Below are 21,704 nucleotides of genomic sequence, written 5' to 3' on the forward strand. Positions count from 1 at the left end.
GTTGCCTCCACCCTTTCACCCGGACGCCCGCGGCGGCACCCCGGGTTCACGGCCCGGAAAGCTCGGACGCCGTCGCGACGACCCAGCGCCGCTGCCACGGCGTCTCCACCGCGCGGGGGTGGTAATGGCGACGGACCCAGCCGATCGCCTCCTCGACGGGGACGCCGGTGAGCGCCGCGACCAGGGCCAACGCCGACCCGGTGCGACCGACGCCGCTGCCGCACAGCACCGCCACCCGCTCCTCCCGCCCGCGCTCGACGACCTCGCGGACGGCCAGCACCGCGGCGTCCGTCGAAGCGGGGAGTCCGAAGTCCGGCCAGCGCACCCACCGGCACGGCCAGGGGGCGCCCATCGGCGGGCGCCCCAGCAGTGCCAGGACGAAGTCCGGCGCGGGGTCGAGGTCGAGCCGGTGCCGCCAGCTCGCCCCGCGGAGCGAGAGCCCGGTAGGAAACTCGACTCTCCGGCAGGACGCGAGGAATTCACGCGGCCGCTTCCGGTTGTCCACGCGGCCCACGGTAATGCCGCCGCGGGCGTGCATGGGCGCCCTGCCGCTATGCCTTTCCCAGGGACTCACCTCCCGCGGTTAGGAGGAATTTTCGGGAGGGAGAGTTCCGTTGTGAGGGTCAGCGTGGACGCAAGATGGCGGCACGCCAGTCACGGTCCGACCGCTCGGATGGCGGCCGATGGCCGCGAGCGTCGTGATCACCAACGACAAAGGAGACGACGATGAGCATCCTGAACGAGACCTACACCCTGAGCAACGGCGTCGAGATCCCCAAGCTGGGGTTGGGCACGTGGTTCATCGACGACGACAAGGTCGCGGACGCGGTGAAGGCCGCGGTCGAGATCGGCTACCGCCACGTCGACACCGCGCAGGCCTACGGCAACGAGCGCGGCGTCGGCGAGGGCGTCCGCGAGAGTGGGGTCCCGCGCGAGCAGCTGTTCGTCACCACGAAGCTCGCCGCGGAGATCAAGAACCATGACGACGCCGTCCGGGCCATCGACGAGTCGCTCGCCAAGCTCGACGTCGGCTACCTGGACCTGATGCTGATCCACGCCCCGCAGCCCTGGAACGACTTCCGCGGTGGAAACTACGACGAGGGCAACCTCGAGGCGTGGCGTGCCCTGGAAGAGGCGCACCAGGCGGGCAAGATCCGGGCGATCGGCGTCTCGAACTTCTTGGAGGCCGACCTCGACAACATCCTGAACAACGGCACCGTGGCGCCCCACTGAAACCCAGGGCGCTTCATACTCCCCCGTCGCGTCAGGTTTGGCCACGACATTGGGAACGCCGTTAGCGAGCTACTCGATTTACTGGGACTCGGACAAAGGTCACCACACCCTCGCATCGTCGGTGCGCCTGGCCTGCTGGGAACCGCGCACTTGGGTCACGCGGAGGACACCTCGGGCCGCCTTGCGCGAGGACTCGAACCTCTCCCAGAGGCGGAGCGATCGTGCAGAGCAGCTACAGACGGAGCCGCCCGAGTGTTCGAATCTCCAGTTGTCTGGTCGCTCGAGCTCGAACGCTGAGTCTCCGTGCCCCACGTCATCCCCCGTCAAATGGTCTAGCTCTGTCAGGAAAGCGCCCTGGCCCCACCCAAGGCGCAGCAAGCGGGTGTCCCAGTCAGGCACAACTGCGACGCGGACGCGAAACTTCCTCTTTTGGAACCTCAGTTGTGGTAGCGTAAGAGGAAGACGCATCCGATTGGAGAGCCCCATGTCCGTGGCCCCCTTGGGCAAAGAGTGCATTGAGTACCGCGCCGCCTCAGCCGATAGGCGACTCCACGAGCTGTCGTTGACTCGTGCGCAACTGGAGGGGGCGATCCAGTTCGGGGATGAGCGCAGGCAGCTGGTCTCCCCTCTGTGCCCAAAGACATATCCAGGTCAGGTCATGTGGGCGGAGACCGTCAGGGCTCTCCGTGAGAGATTGATCGGCTCGGGGCACGATTGGCGGCCTGAGAGCGGGCGCAACTATGAGACGGTTGATAGCGATGCCACCGGGGTCTCCATCGCGTACGTTGGGGGGGACCAGCGGACGGGTCGACCTGGACTTCCCTATCCCACCACCGCCCGTGCCCGCGGGCCCATGACCCGGGAGCGTGTGGATCAAAACAATCGCATGGTCCTGGTGCTGCCCGGAATGGAGCTGGCCCAGGACGGTACCGCCGATGAACCGCCGGCCACCTGGTTCCTCATGGCTCACGGCTCAGGGAAGGCGATTCAGGCGGAGCTCTCCCTCCCCCTCATCATCGGGAATGATGGTTATGTGAAGGTCTGGGCAGAGCGCATTCTCCTAGACGATATTGATACCGCAAGCGGTGTGACACCCATCGAGGTGGAGCCCGTTACTACTCCAGCCGTCCATGTCCGTCGTCGCGGCTGAATTTCGTCCCGAGCAACTCACCTTGGCGCGCGAGAAGAGAGGCCTGACCAAAGCTCAATTGGCCGAAGTGTGCGGTGTCTCGCGTCGCGCTGTGAGTGACTGGGAGGCAGGCAGGGTTGCCACGCCACCTTTGGGTGTGCTGGCAGCGGCTTTGAATTTCGACGAAGAGTTCTTCACCTTGGAGATCGAGGATCGAGTTCAGCCAGAGCACGCAAGTTTTAGAGCTTTGAGTAGCCTGAGTGCGCGCGATCTTAAGGCGACGCTGGCGACGGCAACAGTCGTTGGCGTCTTCTCGAAATGGATCGACGAGCATTTCGACACGCCGGAAATCGATGTGCCCTGGCTGGATCAACTCGTTGGGCCGATCCAGAGTCGGGCACTGACGCCCTCGGAATCTGCTGAGGCCCTTCGGAGACTCTGGTCGATGGGGTCTGCTCCTGTCGGTGACATGATGGCCCTCTTGGAGACCAAGGGCGTCCGCGTTTTCTCTCTTGCTGGAGACATTCGGGAAGTAGATGCTTTTTCCCTCTGGCTGTCGGGTCGCCCCGCGATCTTCCTAAATGTCAATAAAAGCGCAGAGCGGTTGCGCTTTGATCTAGCCCACGAGCTTGGGCATCTTGTGATGCATCGGGATGTTGTGACGGCGGGGGATCGTGCGTCGGAACTTTCTGCCAACGAGTTCGCTGGGAGTTTTCTGGTGCCCCGCGAGTCGCTAATGTCTAGAGTTACCGGGCGGCTCAGCCTGCCGGATGTCCTCCTCCTAAAGAAGTCATATGGTGTGTCCGCAACAGCGATGGTCGTCCGGCTTCATCAACTTTATTTGATTAATGATTGGCAGTACCGCAACTGGATGGTCGAGTTAAGCAAGCGCGGTTATCGAAAGAACGAGCCGGATGGCATCTCAAAGGAAAGGTCAACCCTCCTTACCGAAATCTTGAGGATGTGCCGCAAGGATGGGCTTTCGTTGAGACAGATTGCTGGCTCCCTGAAGGTCCCGGGAGCCGATCTTGCAGAAGCAGTCGATGGGCTTACTCTCATCGGCGTCCCGTAGTGCGAGCCCTCGGCGTCTCATCCTTGACCGACCGCCCCCCCCTGATGGAGGAACCTTGGGCAGATCAGTTAAGCGCTCCAGTGCCCGAGGTGCGTTGGTGGGCGATAGTCCTGCTTGGACACGCTAACCTGCGGGCACCACCTACCCTGGATTGAGAGGCATGTCATGGCTCGATTGTCCCGCACCGTTCGCCTCTACTCGCTACACGGTCGCGTGAAAGATGATCCGATCGACTACAGCAAGCTGTTCGATGGCCTGGCGAGCAGACCACCTGCCTCACGGGTCGTGGCACTTCCAAACGGTCTGAGCATTGCGGTGGAGTCCATAGAACGGCGTGAAGACAGGTTCTACCTTCGCCTTCTCGCTGGGGACCCTACGGAGATTCCCATCCTGTTCGATGAGGCAACCGGCGAGTCGCGCCCTGGCGAAATTGAAGGGGGCCAGTGGCTCGCATCTGCCACCCGGGCTGTCGTCGATACAGATCCAGAAGTGCGAGTCGTTGCACTCGAGCTCCGCCGCAACGGTATCGCGGCAGGCGCTTTTGAGAAGGTGATCGAACACCTCGGTACAGGCGCGGGTGGTGATCTCAAGATCGACCTCAACCCGCTCCCCTCGAAATCATTCATTGAAGAGATTGAACGATTTGAGCGTATTCGTGAAGCCACTCTGGTGGTTGCGAGGCCGAACTTCGACTGGAATGACCACCATGACCACCTTCATGGGTTGGCCGAGGAGTCTGGTGCCGCGAGAGCAGAATCGACGGTAACGGCTGGTCGCAATGAGTCGCTGAATAAATCGAAAGGCTTGGTCGAGTACATCACGCGACTTGGAAGGAGTGCGGTTTCTGACGTGAAGAACGCAATAGTTCGAGGGACTCGCAAGGGAGAGAGCCAAGAGACCTCGGTATCCCTTGAGCGAAACATCTTGAGTGGGCGGGTGGAGTTCGACTCGTCTCTGACGGGTCGAGAGCAAGACGTTGCAGTGTGGGAGCAAGAATCCTCGCTCATCGACGAACTGTTGCCGCGTGCAGACGTGATTGACGATGAGCACCCCATCGTCAGAGGGTAGGCAAGCGCGCCGCTTCAGGGACGAGGTGCGGCTCAGGAGGCGTGAGGTTCTCCTTCACCCGAATATGGCGATTTCGCTCCTCTCTGCTGTGATTTATGTGCTGCTTTCCAGTTTTAGGAGTCCACTCGCACCAAAGGAACGAGTCTCGGTGTCTGAACTCACGGCCGGTACATTTGCTCTGGCAGGTTTCGGGTTCTCCGTCGCTCTGGCTGCGGTTGCGATCGTCGTTGCCTTGCCAGGATCCCGCCTCCTAAATAACATGTTGAAGCCGAGGGTTTCGGGGTCTGGAAGATCTCCATATCTTGATCTCGTCTTTCTTTTCACTTGGACGGGAATTGTTCAGGGGATCGCCTCAGGCGTGGGAATCGTCGCCCTCGTGTTGGGGGGAAAGGCCGTCCTGCTTACGATTGATGACCCCGTGGGGCTGTTGCTCGGTGCGGCGGTCATCGCAACTTCAGCCTATGCGTTACTACAACTCATGACTGCGGTGGTGACGATCAGCCAAGTGGCCTCGTTGCAGGCGCGGTACAACTCGATCGACGGTGTGCATCCAGAACAGGCGAAGCCCGAGGTGCCGCCCTCGTAGTCGATTTGGCGCAACGCTGGCGTTCCCTCGGAGGGCGAGGACCGCACCGCAGCGAAGCGAGGAGCGGACCGCAGCCGCGCCGGCGGAGCCGGCGCCTTGATCAGGTCACCGGGGGCGACCTGCGTGCGGCCGCCCGGTTCGCCGGCACCATTCGGGTGGCCACCTTCGCCGACACCGGGGCCTGACCCCGGTTCTTGGACACGCTGAATCCAGCACGTGGTGCTGGGGAAGCGAGATGATCCGAGAACCATGGCCAGGAAGAACTACTCCGAGGAGTTTCGTCGTCAGGCCGTCGACTTGTACGAGTCCACCCCGGGCGCCACGGTCCGCGGCATCGCCGAGGACCTCGGCATCGTGCGCGGCACGCTGCGGGGCTGGCTCGAGGTCTACGGGACGGGCAAGAAGACCGCCGCCGACGGAACGCTGACCTCCAGCCCGTTGCAGTCCAAGCCTCCAGGGCCGAGCCCCGCGGTACCCGAGGGTGAGGCGCCCGAGCAGAGGATCGCCCGACTCGAGGCCGAGAACGCGGCGCTACGTGCCGAGACGACCAAGCTCACCACCGAGCGGGAGATTCTCCAGCGGGCGGCCAAGTATTTCGCCGGGGAGACGCGCTGGTGAGTCGCTTCCAGTTCGTCGCCGACAACTCCGCCACCTTCGAGGTGAAGCGACTGTGCGCGCTCGTCGAGATCGAGCGCTCGTCCTACTACGCCTGGCTCAACGCCGCCCCCGCTCGCGCAGAGCGCGCCCGGGCAGATGCTGAGCTCGCGACGCGGATCAGGGCCGTTCATGCCGAGGACGACACCCAGGGGGCGCCGCGGATCACCGCCGAGCTCAACGACTACGCCCCTGCCGGTGAGCGCGTGAACCACAAGCGCGTGGCCAGGGTGATGCGGCTCGAGGGCATCCGTGGCTACGCGAAGAAGCGGCGGGTGCGGACCACGATCCCCGAGCCGTCGGGGCAGAAGTATTTGGATCTGCTCAAGCGGGACTTCACCGCCGAGCGCCCGAACCGGCGCTACGTCGGGGACATCACCTACCTGCCGTTGGCCGACGGGACGAACCTGTACCTGGCGACCGTGATCGACTGCTACTCACGCCGGCTCGCCGGCTGGGCGATCGCCGACCACATGCGCACCGAGCTCGTGGAGGACGCCCTCAACGCAGCGGCCGCGACCCGGGGCAGCCTCAAGGGCGCGATCTTCCACAGCGACCACGGGTCGGTCTACTGCTCCAAGGCCTACGCCAAGCTGTGCAGGAAGCTCGGTGTCACCCAATCCATGGGCGGCATCGGATCGTCCGCCGACAACGCGCTCGCGGAGTCGTTCAACGCCACGATGAAGCGCGAGGTCCTTCAGGACGCCGCCTGCTGGACAGACGAGCTGACCTGCCGCCGGCAGGTCTTCAGGTGGCTCGTCCGCTACAACACCCGCCGCCGTCACACCTGGTGCGGCTACCTGTCCCCGTCCACCTACGAGGCCCGCCGGGCCGCTACGCGGCCGACCGCCGCGTAATCACACCCTGTGTCCAAGTTCCGGGGGTAGGGCCCCCTCGACGTCAGCTCGAGCCAGCCAGTTCCGCAAACAGGACTCGCTGATCCCGAAATCCTTCGCGACCTGCGCGATTGGAGCCTCGCCGCGGCGCGCGACCGCGACCACGTCATCACGGAACTCCTTCGGATGGGGTTTCGGCATGGTGCACATCCTTCCAGCAGGACCCTCAAGGCCCCACAAGTCAGTTGTCACCTATCCGTGCACCAGTCCCCAGGACTCTTCATGCGGTAGTTCGGTCGGAACGAAGTAGGCCTCAACTCTGCCATCCCCATTCGTCGCGCGGACGTCGAGGCGACCGATGTTCGTCTGGTCGTTTCCGAATCGAGCCATCATTGGCCTCAGCTCTTCTCGAAGCCGGAGCTTGGGTCGAACTTGAGAACGCGGGCATTCTCGCTGATGGTGCGGACCTCTGCCTCGTCGAAGCCTTCGGGTTTGGTGGCCTGGATATCGATGGTGATGTCCAACCGTGCACCAGCTCCGGAGAGACGGTCGATGACTTCACGGGTGACGTTGCCGATGTCGCGGGAGTAGCGGTCGGGGTCGATCTTGACCGAGCCGAAGAATCGCGCAAGCGCCGCTTCGAGCGCAGACTCTGCCGGAGACAGCGAGTCGCTGTCCGACGCGGGCTGACCGGCTCCCGTCCACGCGAAGTCCACCGGGCCGACACCCTCGGCACCGTCTTCCGTCTGCCGGGCAGCGGCTTCTCGGGCTGCTGCCCGGTCTGCGTCGAGCTGTTCCTGGGCCTTGTCGGCGTCGATGAGCAGGGTGCTGTTCGTGACCTGGATGCTGGCGTTCGGGTCGGGCGGCACGACGAGGCCGCGGTAGCGGCCGGTGTCGGCGTCCTTTCCTGCCGCGATGCCGAAGCGTTCGCTGTCGACGAGCACGGTGGTCAACGCTTGCCGAATCGCACGGTCGAGCACCTCGCGCCGGACGAGGCGGGGCAGGTAGGTGTAGCGGGTGAAGTATCCCCACAGCTCGCCAACACTGATCTCGCCTGCGTCACGCCAGAGCGCACCGAGCTCGTTGTGCAGGGTGGCGCCGAGGATCGGCGCACCGAAGTCGGTGACGAGTTGGTCTTCGCGGCCGAGTTTGGTGCCGACCCGCTCCGCGAGGGAACGCCCGCCGGAGTCGGGCACGCGGTCGGCGATCAGCTCGAACGGCTTGGTCGGGTCGAACTGTTCGGGGTAGATAGCCCAGACGAAGGTGTCACGGATGCGATCCGAGACGGTCTGGTCAAGGCGTCCCACCCAGTCGTCGGTCTGCTTGCGCTGCTGCGCCGAGAGGTTGAGGCTGTCGCTGGTGGCCTGCACTCGCTTCCAACCGAGGTAGCTGCGGGTGGCGGCTTCGAGGCTTTCCAGTTCGCTCTTGTCTGCGAGCAGGAAGATCAGCGTGTTGCGGTGGATGCGCTGGCTTACGCCCTTGCTCTCGATAGCGTCACGGACCCAAGCGTGCGCCGCCGAATCGGCGCCGTCCTGCTTGCGGCGAGCATGCCGCGGATGAGCGATCACCAGGCGCGTGTCCTCAAGATCGGGGATGTCTCCCGAGGACGACGGGGCGATATGCACGCGGTCGAACAACCCCCGCACCTTCTCCTCACCGTGGAGGCGGCGACTGATCTCGTTCCACACGGTCTCGACATCTTCGCGGAGCCGTTCAGCGTAGTCGTTCGCGGTCTTCGTGACCGACGGCTGGGTGTCGAACCAGTAGTGGCCCTGCTCTTCATAGAAGTACGTCGAGCGTTGCGCGAGCAGCTCGACGGCGCTGCCGAAGTTCCCGAGCGTGTCGCCAGGGATCGCGGTGCCGAGCCAGAGGTACTGCTTGTCGAGCCCCTTGCGGCTGCTCTTGATCCTGGGAGCGGCGCCCATGAAGATCGAACGGGCGATGCGCTGGGCGACGAACCGTTGCCCCAGGTTGGGGCGGTCGAGGTCGATCTGCTGCGCGGTCGATCCTGGACCGTCGATGTCGGAATCGATGATCGGCTTCCACTGATCTTCGAGGTACTGCGTCAGGTCCGTGTTCACGGTCGTCGCATCCAGCGGAACGTTGCCCGGAAGGATCAGCGGCGAGGTGTCGTTGGACGCCCACAGCTCGTGCACGATCGACGAGACGAGCTTCAACACTCCGCGGGTGCGCTGGAACCGCTCCAGCGTTGACCAGTCCTCATACAGCCGGTCGAGGAGCTCGGGGTGCAGCGGGTAGGAGGCTCGGATGCGCTTCTCGTAGTCATCGTTCGGTGACGCCGCGTCACGGGGGAACAGTGCGGTGTTGTTCCGGTAGAGGTTCGCGAAGCTGCGCGCCACGGCAGAGATGGTGGTGAGCCCCTCGGCGTTCGGTGCCTGGAACAGGCGACGGCGCACGATCTCGAACGACTCGTCCTTGCTCGACGGACGCCACTGGTCAGCGACACGGCGGATTACGTTCTGAAGGCGCTCCAGCGCGAGCTGACCGTTCGCGCCACCGATCTCGATGTCGCTACCGCGGCCCTCGGTGCCGGTATCGGATGCCGGGATCGACACCACCAGCATCACACCCGGCACGGAACGCACGATCTCGGTCAGGGACTGGGCGAACGTGAACTGCGTCTCGAACGACCCAGACGGCAGTTCCTTATCGGTGACGAGCTGACGCGCGTAGGCAACCCATTCGTCGATCAGGATCAGCGACGGCGAATACCGCACGATCAGGGTGCGCAGCGCCTCGCCGGGGTTGGTGCCGGCGCGGTCATCCTCGGCGATCAGGTCGTAGGCCTCGCGGCCGCCCAACTGCCAGGCGAGTTCGCCCCACAGGGTGCGAACCTCGGTGCCGTCGTCCTTGATGATCGGTGAGCCGGCCTTCAGGTAGGTGCCGACCAGCGCGACCCGCTTGACGTCGAGCGCGCCAAGGTCGGGGTTGCCGTTCGCTGCTATCAGTTCTTGGAGTTCCTGCGGGAAGTCCTTCGCCGGGGTGCCGCTGAACAGGTGATACAGGGCGAGCATCGAGTGGGTCTTGCCGCCACCGAAGTTGGTCTGAAGGTTTACCACCGGGCTCGCCCCAGCCTCGCCGTTCACCCGCCGCAGCGCGCGCGACAGCAGATCACGCAAACCCTCGGTGAGATAGGTGCGGGTGAAGAACTCAACCGGGTCCCCATACTCCGGGCTGGTCGCCTGCCCCGTGTGGACCAGGTGAAGATCGGCCGCGAACTCCGAGGCAGTGAACGCGCCGCGCGCCACGTCATCGTGAGGACGGATCACCTCACGCCACGGCCGCAGCCCGGACCCTGGATCGAGGGACACCTTGGTGCGCTTGACCTGCTTGCGGGTCTGATCCTCGAACACGGTGCGCTGGAGATCGACGCGGAGCTTCCGAACGTCCTCGGCGGAATCGACTGCGCCGACGGCGTGGAGCAGACGCTCAATGGTGTCCAGCGCGCGGGCGGCGTCGTCGGAGCTGAAGGGCTCGTTGTGCGCCCACAGGTTCCGGGCCTCTCGCAGCTCCGATGCGAAGCCCTGCTGGGCGCGAGAGAGCACGTCCTTGAAGTGGTAGCCCTGCTCCGTGATGGCGCGAAGCTGCACTTGCACGTCGTGCTTCGTCATCGTGCGCAACGGCCCGCCCCGGCGCTGGGCGTCTTCCTTCGCCCACGCGGCCGGCCAGTCAGCGGTCTTGTAGGCGCGCGTCATGACCTCATCGACCTCGTCGAGCAGCCCCTCGGAGAGCAGGTCAAACGCCTTGCCCACTCGATCTCGGTTGTTCATCGCCATCGCTGTCTCCTATGACCTACTGCCTACGACCATCGTGGGCACTCCCCGCAACGGCCAGTTCCTGCTACTCATCACTGTCGCCGTCTCCGCCTGCTGCGATCTGCCTACGAGCGAGCCGCTCCTGGGCCTCTCGGTAGATTTCCCTGATCTTGGCCTCAAGCTCGGCCTTCGGCGGCAGTGCCGTCCAATACTCCGCGACGACAATCCCGTCCTTGTGCATCTCCAGCAGCTCGATCTGATCCCGGCTCGCCTCGGTACACAGGATCAGACCGATGGGTGGGTTCTCATCCACCTGGCGCTCGTGCCGATCCAGCCACTTGAGATAGAAGTTCATCTGCCCCTGGTAGCTCGGCTTGAACTTGCCGACCTTCAACTCCACGGCAATCAACCGGCGCAGCGGGCGCGAGTAGAACAGCAGGTCGAGGTAGTAGTCGTCGCCGTCGAACGTCATACGCTTCTGACGCTCGACGAACGCCCACCCGCGCCCCACCTCCAACAGGAAGGACTCCATGTCACGGCGGAGCGCAGCTTCGAGGTCCCGCTCCAAGAAGGTGTCGGCGAGCCCCAGCATGTCCAGCAGCATCGGATCGCGGAAGGCATCGAGTGGCACCGCCGATCCCTCTGGAATCTGCGAGTCAGCGATCTCCCGACGCTCGAAGGCTTTGCGCTCGATGGCCCGGCGCAGATCGCGAACGCCGAGTCGGCGCTCGATGGTCTCCTTCACATAGAACGCTCTCGCCTCGGGACTCGACACCGGCAACAGTGTCTTGAAGTGGGTCCAACTCACTTGTCGCCCCAGTGAGGCGACAAGTTCGACGTCCGGGAAGACCTGCGAGAACTGAACCATCCGGTAGAGGTTGGCCCGCTCGAAACCTCGACCGTACCGAGCGGACAGTTGTCGCCCCAGTGAGGCGACAACTTCCTGGTCGTGCCCCGCACGGTCCTCATGAAGCACGGCCACGTCGATCATCCGACCGATGTACCAGTTCCGCAGCGTCAGAGTCGCGTTCACCTGCGCGGCGGCGAAGGACTGCGCCTGATCGATCAGCGCAGACACCCGCTCCACGAGATCGCCGCCTTCGGCGCTGACGGACTCCGCGATGGCACGGAACGGAGAAAGACCGTCGTCAGATTGGTGCCTCACCGTGGCACCAATCTGAGCTCCGTCCGAGTTCCGAGCCATGGCCTAATCCTCGTCCTCGTCGAAGTCGAACTCCTGCTGCGACGACCGCGGCGTTGAGGCGAACTTGCGCGCCTGCTCGTTCACGTCGCCCCAGGCACTCACCAGGCCGTTGAACAGGATCGCGTCCTTCGTATCCTTCTTCTTCTCCGCCTCGTGGAACAGCAGGAAGCCCAGCTCCTTCACCGCATCCAGGTTCACACGGGTCTGCACCGACGGCAGCAGCTCCGCCACCTTGTCGGCGCCGTCCTTCGCCATCACCGCAGCCAGACGAACCGTCGCCTCCCACACGCTGACGCGCTCGTCTGTCGTTGGGTCCCACGTTCCTTCCAGGTGGCCAGGCGCGAGCAAGCGGGCGTTCCCACCCTTCGCCTCGAAGATGCCTCCACGTTCTAGCGCACCGATAGAAGTGTCGGATGATCTAGCCAACTGGTCGGCGATGCCCGAGCTTTCTTGAGCCCAGCCATACTGTCGATACCACTTCACCGCGAACCGGGTATCAGGGTCGAAATCGGACTCCTGCTCTCCCAGAACCTCGTCGAGCGTCGAGTTGATAAGCAGAAGCGCGTCCCTCACGCTCATATCGGAACCATCTGCTTCTCGAACACGCGAGTAGCGCGAATAGACTGAGATACCGGGACCGATCGCAGCCTGGGCCAAGTCAACTGGTGCGATAGCCCCTTGCATTAGGTTCCGTAGCGCCACGGGCAACTCCGATTTGAGCGCAGCTACGAAGGCTCGTCTTGTCGTCGCGACAGCATCCACTGGACGAGGGCGACATGCCAAGACGACTGAGGTCGCCAGCGCGTTGGCTCCAAGGCTGCGAGGACGCTTGGCGGACTCGGTGCGCACTGGCCAAGTCGCGGTTATCTCCCAACCGCTCCGGATGAGCCCCCCGAGCAGGGTGTGCCACCCAGTTGACGATGTGCCGTCCTTGTTCGTTTCACTCTGGCGATAGGCGTAATACACAGCGATCGGGCAGTCGGAACTTGCGGTCGTCCGAATGGCGCTGAAGACCTGGTTGAACCCATCGATGAAGAAGCGCTCGGCACCCTGCTGCCCGCCGTGTCGGAACGGATTGGCCACCAGCTCCTCTTGCTTCGGCGTAAGGAGGGTCGCGAACGACTCTGGCAGAATACCGGAGAGCATCCGACGCAACCACACGTAGTAGAAGTCGGAAAGATCGGAGTACCCGATGTTGTCGTAGTACGGCGGGTCGGTCGAAACTACGACCGACTCGTAGCTCCTAGTCGAAGCGTCGGCTTGCGTCACGCTCACCGCTGGCGGACCGGCAGGCACCCGCTCCAATGCTCTGGAGACCCAGTCCACTTGGCCTAGGAAGCTTCCAGAGGATGACGAGAACGGATTGGCCTCGGGATAGCTCCAGGTCATCGACATGGCCGGCCGAAGAAATACATGCTCGACGGTCTCCCGTCCCGGGTGCCAGATGGATAGATTGCTCGATCGGGCGGTCAGCCGACTGATCGCCAACGACAGGTATACAGAGACCGCGTCGGCGTAGGCTTTGCTACCGCTTCCGCCTGCATCCAGGCCTACGCCTGCACTATCGAAGCCAGCCGCAAGCGCGTCCCGCTCGACCATCAGACGTAGCTCAGGCAACAAGCCCGTCATCGCGTTGATAGCAAGCAGCTGCCGATTGGTGAATAGGTCTCCCCATTCAGTCAGGCCATAGTTCTGCACGCGGAACCCCAGTGCCGCGTCTGGGAGCGCCTCGCTTGGGCCGTCAAGCGGCCGTTCCACATCGGCGGCAGCCTCGGCTTCCGCGGTTGGAGATAGATACAAACGTCCGCGAGCGTCCTCGACGATCGTCGCAATGAGACGCGCACCGATTCGGCCCGCCCGACCTTCGCCGCGTATGTACTCGAAGGAGATCGGAGTTCCATCGGCCACCGACTCGGCACCGCTCCGATCAACCGTGCCAAATCCCTTCATATCGTCAGGCAGCGGCCCGCGGTTTACTTTGAAACGAACCTCTCCATCGACCACCGTCGGTCGGACGTATACCTCCTTACCCTTCTTGGAGCAGATTTGCCATGATGGAACGAGCGGAACTTCGACCGGGTTGGCAGGGTTCGGGTTGGTGACTGTTCGAGCCCAAAGCCACGCGATGACCGTCCGAGGTTCGCCATCGGGGCCGATTGCACACGGGTAGTGACTGCCAACGCGACGTTCGGCTTCATCACGGAGCCATACCCCGTACTTGCGCACGTCCTCCGCAAGACCGCGGCCACGCGACCAGTCCGTCGACTGGACGTCCGCCTCGGGGTGAACTGGAGACCGGTCGGCAAATCTGGAGGGGAAATCAACTAGCGCACGGTTGATGAGCACCGCCACAGGATTGAGGTCGGAGGCGTTGGAGGGAAGGCCTAGACGCTGCGCCTCCAAGGGAATCGTGCCGCCACCGGCGAATGGATCGAGCACGGCAGGAAGGTTCCCATTGTTGCTGCGGCGAATTTCTTCCTTTGCCGCGCTAAGCAACTCTTCATCGTTGGAGTTCTCCCATACGACGAGTTTCGCGATCAGGTCGTGGAGTCTGGCACGTTCAGCATCTTGCTCGTCTCGGGTGGGGAACTCCTCTGGCCGTGAAGATGGATCATCGACAAGCTGAGAGAAGAGGACTGCGCGTGCGGTGGCGAGCGGTCGACGCGCCCACCAGAGGTGGAGCGTTGACGGGTGTCCATGTCGGATAGATTTCTCGCGCCCGCCTGCTGCGTTGATCGCTTCGAGCGGCAGCGAGACTTCGATGAGTTTCTTCTTCGGTGCGGTCACGGTGCTTCTCTCGCTGGCGTTGGGCTGGTTGTCGGTGGTGTGGGTCATCGCGGTGGTCCTCCGCGTTCCCAGTAGTCGCGCCAGACCTCGTTGTAGGAACGGGTGGTCGCGGATGGTTCGAGGTGGGCGAACGCGTCGGAGACGTAGCGCAGTTGATCCTGCTCAGGGCCGCTGGTCGATACTTCAACCAGTGCGAGCCGATGCCTGTCTCCCTGGGTCTGGGCGAAGGTGATCTCGTTCGTGGTGATCGTGAAGGTGTCGGAGCCCTCGATCCGGCCCTTGACCTCGATGTAGTGGACGAAGCCTTGGCTGTCGGTGGACTGGATGTCGTAGCCGGGGTTGTTGCGCGGCATCTCGACGGGCTCACGGCCAAGTGCACGCTCAGCAGCGAGCACAGCGTCAACGGCCCGACGCTCGACTTCCTCGGTCTGCCGAGCGACGGTCTGCGGCGCGGGGGCTTCGTCGCTGTTGAGAAGGTCGCTGGGGATGACGAGCGCTGCGCCACGGATCACGGCGGGTACGGCAACAAGGTTGGTGGCCTCGTCGAGTTGTTCGAGCCGGTGGTTGAGGCGTTCGTCGAGCTGGCGTGCGCGGACGAGCGCGGTCTCGGCGCGGAGTCGGCCGACGGTTCCTGCGCGTTCGAGTGCTTCGAGGCGGTTGTGCTCGCGGTCCCAGTGGTTGATTTCGGCCAGCAGCCGATCCTTGACCTGTGCCCGGGTTCGCGCGGTTTCGATGTCGAGGCGGGTCTTGATTTCGTCCATGCGGGGCTGGAGCCCTTCACGGTAGGCCCAGGCACGCACGAGCTTCTCGTGGTTCTGCCGCGCCCAGTCACCACCGACGATCTCGGTGATCGCCTCGACCTCATCCGGCTCGGGGCGGTCGTAGTCCAGGTACGGCGGGGCTGCGGAGACGGTGACGGTGCCGTCTTGTTCGAGGAGGGGGTAGTCGAAGTGGTGGGAGACGGTGTCGGCGTCGGCTGCGGTGTTCTCGATGCGCTGTTCGACGCTGAACATCAGCATCGGAGCGTCGGTCTGTTTGGTGCGGCGGTCGACGAGCACGGTGCCTTGCTTGAGGGTGGGGCCGAGGTCGTCGATGGTGGCCTCGATCACGGCGTGCAGCAGCGGGTGACCGGGTGCGATGAGGGAGGCGTCGGCGAGTCCGTCCGGGTGCATGCGCGCGAGCTCGAAGGTGATGCGCTCGTACTGTTCGGCGACGGGTGCCCAGCGGTTGAGGCGACGCGCGGTGTCGATCACTCGTGCGGGGACGCGGGTGATCTCGTAGCGGCCTTTCTCGCGCTTGCGGATGCGTCCGCCGAGGCGTGTGAGCGCGGGGATGAAGAAGGCGGCGATGTAGCCGGGCTGGAGTCGTCGCTCGCGGGCCTTTTCCATCCGTGCCCGGACTTCGTCGAGGTTGAGGGCGCTGAACATCTCGGGGTGGAGCGCTCGTTCGGCGAGCATCTCATCGAGTCCGTGTGAGACTCCGGCGTCGATGATGCGGTCGAGCTTGGCCTTGACCTGGGGCTGGTCGCCGTAGCGGATCGCCTCGATCAGCAGGTCGCGCAGTGAGCGTTCTTGGAAGGCGTCGGCGTCTCCGAGCACGTTGAACAGGTTGCCGTTATACGCGATCGACATCTGGTCGATCTTCGCCAGTAGCCTGGTGAACACGTCGCCCTCGCGGGTGTCTCGGGCGACCATGTTCCATAGGTGGCAGACCTCGCGCTGGCCGATGCGGTGGATGCGTCCGAAGCGCTGCTCGATGCGGTTCGGGTTCCACGGCAGGTCGTAGTTCACCATCAGGTGCGCACGCTGAAGGTTCAACCCTTCACCGGCTGCGTCGGTGGCGAGCAGGACCACGGTGTCGGGGTTGTGGGTGAAGCGCTCACGGGCGAGCTTGCGATCCTCGCGGCGGGTGCCGCCGTGGATCGTGATGACCGAGTCCGCGCGCCCGAACTGGGCGGTGATCTTGGCGTGCAGGTAGTCGAGTGTGTCGCGGTGCTCGGTGAAGATGATGATCTTCCGCGCCTCGCCGGAACCGTCGTGGGTCAGGAGTTGCTCGTCGAGGATGGTGCGCAGCTGCACCCACTTCTTGTCGTCGTCATGCAACCGGACCCGACGGGCGACCTTGATGAGGTCTTCGAGGATCGCGATCTCTGCCCGTAGCTCGGGGATCGTCTGCGCCGCCGTGGCCAGGTCAACAACCTGGTCGGCTTGTTCCTCGAACTGAGCGCGCTCTTCGTCGGTGGTCTCCTCGTCGAAGTCCTCGAAGTCGTCAATCGAGAACGCCGGGAGCGCAGCATCGTCGATCGGTAGCTGGGCGACGGCGCCGGTCCAGCGGGCCGTCTCGGTGACACGCTGCATGTCCCGAAGCTTCATGTCGAGGCGTTGCTGGCGTCGTTCCAGAGATCGCAGGATCGCCTCGGGGCTGGAGGCCAGGCGTCGCTGGAGCACGGTGAGCGCGAAGCCGACGTTGTTGCCGCGTTTCTTGTCGCCTGCCTGAGCGATTCGCTCGGCACGTCCCATCTCCGTGCGGACGTAGTCGGTGACGAGTTCGTAGAGTTCCCGCTCGGCGGGGCTGAGCTCGTACTCGACGGTGTACGCCTTGCGTTCAGGGAACAGTGGCTTGCCCTCGAACGTGAGCAGGTCTTCCTTCACCATCCGGCGCATCAGACCGTGGGTGTCGGTGCGGTGCACGCCTTGCCGGTACTGACCCTCGAAACGGTCCCGATCCAGCAGCGACATGAACAGCTGGAAGTCCTCTTCCTTGCCCGCGTGCGGGGTCGCGGTCATCAACAGGAAGTTGTGCGCGGTCTCCGACAGCAGGCGTCCGAGCTTGAACCGCTTAGTCTCGTCGACCTCGCCCGCCCATGACGAGTAGTGCGCAGACATACGGTGCGCCTCGTCTACGACCGCGACATCCCAGGTGACCTCACCGAGTTGCTCGATCAGGTCTTCGCTGCGCGAGAGCTGATCCATGCGGGCGATCAGGAACGGGTGCTCGGCGAAGACGTTGCGGCCCTGGGCGTCATCGACCATCTGGCGGCTGAACACCTCGAAGCGCAGATCGAACTTCTGCGACAGCTCCTCGCGCCACTGCTCAACCAGACCACCAGGGGCAACGATGATCGCGCGTTCGCAGTCCGAGCGCAGGATCAACTCCTTCAGGTACAGGCCGGCCATGATCGTTTTTCCCGCGCCAGGATCGTCAGCCAGCAGGAATCGCAGCGGGATGCGCGGCAGGAGTTCTTCGTAGACCGCGCGAATCTGGTGCGGCAGCGGGTCAACGTCGGAGCTGTTGACCGCGACCATCGGGTCGTACAGTGCCGCGTACTTGATCCGCAGCGCCTCGGCCGCGAGCCGGAACTCGTCCGGGTCTGCGTCGTAGGCCGGGGCGGAGTCGAAGTCGCCCGTGATCTCGAAGCGCGCCGCGTCGGCATCGGTGATCGCCCGGGCTCCGCTGCGGCCGGAATCGTCACGGTAGAACACTTCGAACAGCCCAGCATCGATGGGGTCGATGGCGATCAGCGTGACGGTCTGACCCGGCACCAAACCTCGGAGACGCTGGCCCGCACGCAGAGTGGCGAGGGTCAGTGGTTCGTCAGTTGCTGCTTCTGTCACGGGATGCCTCCTTCCGGTTTTGGGCAGTGGATCAGGATATGGGGTACCACCGACAAAGTGTCAGCAGCGGCTCAATTCGAGCGGGGCGATCACCCTGGCGGCGAGGGGTCAGAGTCGGCGGCCGCGCCGCCTCGGCGTACCCAGTCGTCGATCTCGCTGGCTTGGAACTTCCAGAGGCGGCCGACCTTGTGGGCGGGCATGGCCTTCTTGGCAATCCAGGTGTAGACGGTGTCTTTGGTGACCCCGAGGTGGGCGGCGATGTCGTCTGCGGACAGCCACGGTTCAGCCACGTTGGTCCTCCCTCGCACTCCGCGACCCGGGTATTCCAGGATCTTTCATCATATCGAGGTTGTGCCGACTAAAGTGGGTTTGACCGGGCGTGGCCCAATGAGGTGTACGCGGTGGTCCGGCAATCAGAGGCGACTAGCGCGATGTCGCGTTCGCTGAACTGACGCTGGCCGGGGGCGTGGCAAAGGGCGTTCCAGTAATGCCGTCTGCCAGCGCGCCCCTCTCTCCGTGGGAGGTGCTGAGGGCTATGTGGCCGTTCCCATCTGGCCGCGGGGCCGCATGGGCTGCAACTTGAAAACCGTGGCTATGCCGCCAGCGGTGGCCTGCGGGGTGCGGTGAACATGGCCAGCCGAGTCCGAAGCCCGCCCCATCGGGGTGTCATCCATGACCAGGTCGCCGGCGCCGCGCTACATCAAGGCCGGAAGCCGCACCCAAACAAAAGCCCGGGCCGATGGCCCGGGCGTTCTTGTCTTCGGTTAAATCTCACCTTAGTGGAGCTAAGGGGATTCGAACCCCTGACCTTCTCATTGCGAACGAGACGCGCTACCAACTGCGCCATAGCCCCAAGTGCTTCAACAGCGACCGTCAGTCTAGCACCGGCACCGCGGAAGCGAAAAACCTAGCCGTTGACCACCCGCGGGCCGCCGAACTGCTCCGGATCCTCCGGGGTGGCCACGGACTCCGGGGCGTCCGCGGTCACCGGGACGCCGGAGCCGGCCGTGCCGGGCGCCGACAGATCGATCGTGCGCACCGTCCGCGGGGCGAGCGGCTTCTGCACGTACGTCGGGGTCGGGATCGGCACCGGGTCCCACAGCGACGCCGTGACCTCCACCGGCGCGGTCAGGTCGATCGTCCCGTCGTCGACGGCGTCCGGCTCCTCGGCGGACGCCAACGTCGCGATGCCCACCGTCTCCTCGGTCGCGTCCTCGCCGGACCGGATCTTCTCGGCGCGACGGGCGAGGTCGGCCCGCATCCGCTTCACCGTGACCCGCGCGACCACCAGGAACGCGGCCACCAGACCCGCCGGGATCAGCGCGCTCCACCAGGGCAGGGCGTTGAGCCCGACGGCCACGCCCACCCCCAGCAGCGTCACGAGCAGCACCAGCAGCACCACCCGGCGGCGCAGAGCGGCGCGACGATCCAGCAGATCGAGCTCGCGCAGCGCGGCGCGGCGGTTGAGCGGCGTCGAGATGACGGCCGTCCCCTGCTCGGCGGTGTCCACCTTCGTGCCCCGCCGGACGATCGTCACGGTCGAGGTGAACGGCTCGCCGGGCTCGACCTCGTCGAGCAGACCGTTGTCGTGGCGGCTCAGAAAAAGGGGCACGAGATAGACCAGCCACGCCGCCGCGATCACCACGAAGATCAGTCCCGTAAACCCCACGGCCCAACCTTAAGGCGGCGGGCGCAACGACCCGCCGGAGACACGCCCGGCGCGTCCCCTGCGCCTCGGCTTGTCGGTCACAGACCGGTCCACCGGCCCGCCCGACCTGGCGTTATTCGCCCGGCGGACGCAGGCGTCCGATCAGCCCGGTCGGTTCGACCTCGTCGGCCAACAGGGCGAACATCAGGTGGTCGCGCCACTCGCCGTCCACGTGCAGGTACCGCGGGATCAGGCTCTCGTACCGGAACCCCAACTTCTCCACCACGCGCAGGCTCTTGAGGTTCTCCGGGCGGATCGCCACCTCGAGGCGGTGCAGCTTCAGTGTGAAGAAGCAGTAGTCCCCCGCCATCGCCAGCGCGGTCGGGACGATGCCGCGTCCCGCCCATTTCTGGTCCACCCAGTAACCGGCCTGCGCCCAGCGCGCCGACCCGTAGGCGATCCCCGACACGGTCAGCTGCCCAGCCAGCACCGGGTCTTTCCCCTCGTCGGAGTACGTGATGAACCAGGGCAGCATGCGCCCTTCGCGCGCCTGCTTCGTGAAGTCGCTGACCATCCCGCCGAACGTGAGACCCGGGCCGGACGCCTCGGGCGGGCGCGTCGAGTCCCACGGCCCCGTCCACGCGTCGTTGCGGCGCCTCAGGTCGTTCCACGCCCACTCGTCCGAGCGCGCGACCGGGCGCAGCCCCACCGGTCCGTGCTGCAGCGTCACCGGCCAGTAGGGGGACGGTGGCCGGAACAGCGAATCGAACAGGCTCACCAGCGTGGCCCGGCGTCGGGTCCGGCGGAATCGGTGTCGTTGAGGACGAGGCACTCGACGTCCCAGCCGTCGCGGGCCCGTCCGTGCGGCAGCGTCAGCAGGACGTTGGCGCGGGCCAGGTCGAACGCCAACTCGTGCCCCGCGGACGCGACCGGCGTGACGCGGCGTCCCTCCAGCACGGCCGGGACGTAGCGCGTCCCCTCGCCGACTGAGTGCACGTCCCCGGACAGCGTCGCCCACCGCCGCGGCACGTCGCCGTAGGAGATGTCGGTCAGCTTCGCGATCAGCGGGCGGACGAACGCGTGGTAGCCGATGAACGCGCTGACGACCCCTCCGGGCAACACCAGCACGGGGACGCCGTCGGCGCCGGCGCGTCCGAAGAAGTAGGGGGTGCCGCCGTTCATGGCGACGTCCGCCTTGTCGAGCGTGCCGAGCTCGCCGAGGACGTCGGCGACGATTTGGGTCTCCTCGGCGGAGCCGCCCACCACCAGGATCAGGTCGGCGCGGATGCCCTGGTCGACGATCGCCTGGCGCACGGCCGCGGCGTCCGGTTGGACGACCCCCACGGGGAACACGGTGGCGCCGTCGGCGCGTCCTGCCGTGGCCAGCAGCGCCGTCGCCGAGTCGTAGCGCTGCCCGGCGGACGTGAGCGGCAGGCCCGGCTGCACGAGCGTCCCGTCGACGCCGAGCACCACCAGCCGCGGACGCGGGCGCACCAGCACCTTGTCGAGGCCCGCCTCGGCCAGCAGCGCGATGGTGCGCGGGTTGAGCACGTCGCCGGACTTCAGCAGCGTCTCCCCCTCGCGTAGCTCGGAGCCGCGCTCGTGCAGGTGCTCCCCTTGCGGCGCCTCGGCGGTGAAGTAGGCGGTGCGACCCTTCAGTTCGACGGCCTCGTCGGGGACGATCGCGTCCACCCCCGCCGGGACGGGCGCCCCCTCCTCGAGGAAGATCGTGCCGCCGGCGGGCAGCGGGTCGGGAACCGGATCGCCCGGGGACGCCGTGGCCAGCAGCTTCAGGTCGATGGCGTGCCGCGGGCTCGCGCCGACGAGGTTCGCCGAGCGGACGCCGTAGCCCTCGACCCGCGCGGTGGTCACCAGCGGCAGGTTGAGGTCGGAGACGATGTCCTCGCAGATGGTGAGGCCCGCGGCGTCCAGGATCGACAGCCCGAACGGGCGCAGCGGCTCCACCGCGGCCAGCAGGACGTCGCGCTGCTCTTCCAAGGTGCGATGCACCGGCCCGGGATCGATCGGCTCCGGCTCGGCCGGGGCGACGGCCTCGGGGGTCTGCTTCTTCCTGCGTCCGAACAGCGCCATGGCGCT

At 65.2% G+C, this 21,704-nt stretch carries 15 protein-coding genes, 1 tRNA gene and 1 pseudogene; 6 read left to right on the forward strand and 11 right to left on the reverse strand.

The window, feature by feature from the left end; translation table 11 throughout:
• Nucleotides 1–46 precede the first annotated feature (46 nt).
• The gene (locus tag BN1187_RS14560; protein ID WP_052462399.1) at nucleotides 47–505 is read right to left on the reverse strand and encodes a protein-tyrosine phosphatase family protein; all 459 of its coding nucleotides are present in this window, start codon (nucleotides 503–505) and stop codon (nucleotides 47–49) included.
• A gap of 221 nt (nucleotides 506–726) precedes the next feature.
• On the opposite strand from BN1187_RS14560, the gene BN1187_RS02620 reads away from it, so the two are divergent.
• The 6 genes from BN1187_RS02620 (at nucleotide 727) to BN1187_RS02650 (ending at nucleotide 6,599) form a co-directional block, all read left to right on the forward strand.
• On the forward strand, nucleotides 727–1,233 hold the full coding sequence (locus BN1187_RS02620) for an aldo/keto reductase (protein WP_040159773.1): 507 nt from the start codon (nucleotides 727–729) through the stop codon (nucleotides 1,231–1,233).
• 886 nt (nucleotides 1,234–2,119) lie between these two features.
• A complete protein-coding gene (locus BN1187_RS14175; protein ID WP_147675052.1) occupies nucleotides 2,120–2,383 on the forward strand; it encodes a hypothetical protein in 264 nt (87 codons plus the stop codon).
• Nucleotides 2,364–3,434 carry an XRE family transcriptional regulator gene (locus BN1187_RS02635; protein ID WP_072041940.1) on the forward strand — a complete coding sequence of 357 codons (1,071 nt, stop codon included), beginning with the start codon at nucleotides 2,364–2,366 and terminating at the stop codon, nucleotides 3,432–3,434. The genes BN1187_RS14175 and BN1187_RS02635 overlap by 20 nt, the downstream gene beginning before the upstream one ends.
• A gap of 165 nt (nucleotides 3,435–3,599) precedes the next feature.
• Nucleotides 3,600–4,502, forward strand: a complete 903-nt coding sequence (locus BN1187_RS14180; protein WP_147675053.1) for a DUF4747 family protein — start codon at nucleotides 3,600–3,602, stop codon at nucleotides 4,500–4,502.
• Between the two features lie 148 nt (nucleotides 4,503–4,650).
• Nucleotides 4,651–5,088, forward strand: coding sequence for a hypothetical protein (locus BN1187_RS14185; RefSeq protein ID WP_147675054.1), 438 nt, complete (start codon nucleotides 4,651–4,653; stop codon nucleotides 5,086–5,088).
• A gap of 249 nt (nucleotides 5,089–5,337) precedes the next feature.
• Nucleotides 5,338–6,599 (forward strand): IS3 family transposase gene (locus BN1187_RS02650; protein ID WP_097677297.1). Its coding sequence is split into 2 segments (ribosomal slippage): nucleotides 5,338–5,686 and nucleotides 5,686–6,599, totalling 1,263 coding nucleotides; the frame shifts between segments, so codons are not numbered across the junction.
• A 36-nt stretch (nucleotides 6,600–6,635) separates the two neighbouring features.
• Here BN1187_RS02650 and BN1187_RS14565 read toward each other — a convergent pair.
• The 10 genes and pseudogenes from BN1187_RS14565 to BN1187_RS02700 form a co-directional block, all read right to left on the reverse strand.
• Nucleotides 6,636–6,779: pseudogene (locus BN1187_RS14565) on the reverse strand (transposase); the annotation flags it as partial.
• A gap of 197 nt (nucleotides 6,780–6,976) precedes the next feature.
• On the reverse strand, nucleotides 6,977–10,375 hold the full coding sequence (locus BN1187_RS02660; protein WP_040158482.1) for a Swt1 family HEPN domain-containing protein: 3,399 nt from the start codon (nucleotides 10,373–10,375) through the stop codon (nucleotides 6,977–6,979).
• Nucleotides 10,376–10,439: 64 nt separating this feature from the next.
• On the reverse strand, nucleotides 10,440–11,558 hold the full coding sequence (locus tag BN1187_RS02665) for a PDDEXK nuclease domain-containing protein (protein ID WP_082034459.1): 1,119 nt from the start codon (nucleotides 11,556–11,558) through the stop codon (nucleotides 10,440–10,442).
• 3 nt (nucleotides 11,559–11,561) lie between these two features.
• Nucleotides 11,562–14,393 (reverse strand): DUF1156 domain-containing protein, encoded by a 2,832-nt coding sequence (locus BN1187_RS02670; protein ID WP_052462208.1) that lies wholly within the window; start codon nucleotides 14,391–14,393, stop codon nucleotides 11,562–11,564.
• The gene (locus BN1187_RS02675; RefSeq protein WP_235750559.1) at nucleotides 14,390–17,887 is read right to left on the reverse strand and encodes a helicase-related protein; all 3,498 of its coding nucleotides are present in this window, start codon (nucleotides 17,885–17,887) and stop codon (nucleotides 14,390–14,392) included. Before BN1187_RS02675 ends, BN1187_RS02670 begins: the two co-directional genes overlap by 4 nt.
• Before the next feature lie 161 nt (nucleotides 17,888–18,048).
• Nucleotides 18,049–18,249: a helix-turn-helix domain-containing protein gene (locus tag BN1187_RS02680; RefSeq protein WP_040158487.1), complete on the reverse strand. Its 201-nt coding sequence runs from the start codon at nucleotides 18,247–18,249 to the stop codon at nucleotides 18,049–18,051.
• A 490-nt stretch (nucleotides 18,250–18,739) separates the two neighbouring features.
• Nucleotides 18,740–18,812 (reverse strand) — tRNA-Ala (locus BN1187_RS02685).
• A 54-nt stretch (nucleotides 18,813–18,866) separates the two neighbouring features.
• On the reverse strand, nucleotides 18,867–19,628 hold the full coding sequence (sepX, locus tag BN1187_RS02690) for a divisome protein SepX/GlpR (RefSeq protein WP_052462209.1): 762 nt from the start codon (nucleotides 19,626–19,628) through the stop codon (nucleotides 18,867–18,869).
• Between the two features lie 112 nt (nucleotides 19,629–19,740).
• Nucleotides 19,741–20,385 (reverse strand): GNAT family N-acetyltransferase, encoded by a 645-nt coding sequence (locus tag BN1187_RS02695; protein WP_235750560.1) that lies wholly within the window; start codon nucleotides 20,383–20,385, stop codon nucleotides 19,741–19,743.
• Complete coding sequence (locus BN1187_RS02700) at nucleotides 20,382–21,698, reverse strand: molybdopterin molybdotransferase MoeA (protein WP_040158489.1); 1,317 nt, start codon at nucleotides 21,696–21,698, stop codon at nucleotides 20,382–20,384. The genes BN1187_RS02695 and BN1187_RS02700 overlap by 4 nt, the downstream gene beginning before the upstream one ends.
• Between the last annotated feature and the right edge of the window lie 6 nt (nucleotides 21,699–21,704).

Origin of the sequence: Nigerium massiliense, assembly GCF_000826085.1 — a bacterium.
GTDB classification, from domain to species: domain Bacteria; phylum Actinomycetota; class Actinomycetes; order Propionibacteriales; family Propionibacteriaceae; genus Propioniciclava; species Propioniciclava massiliense.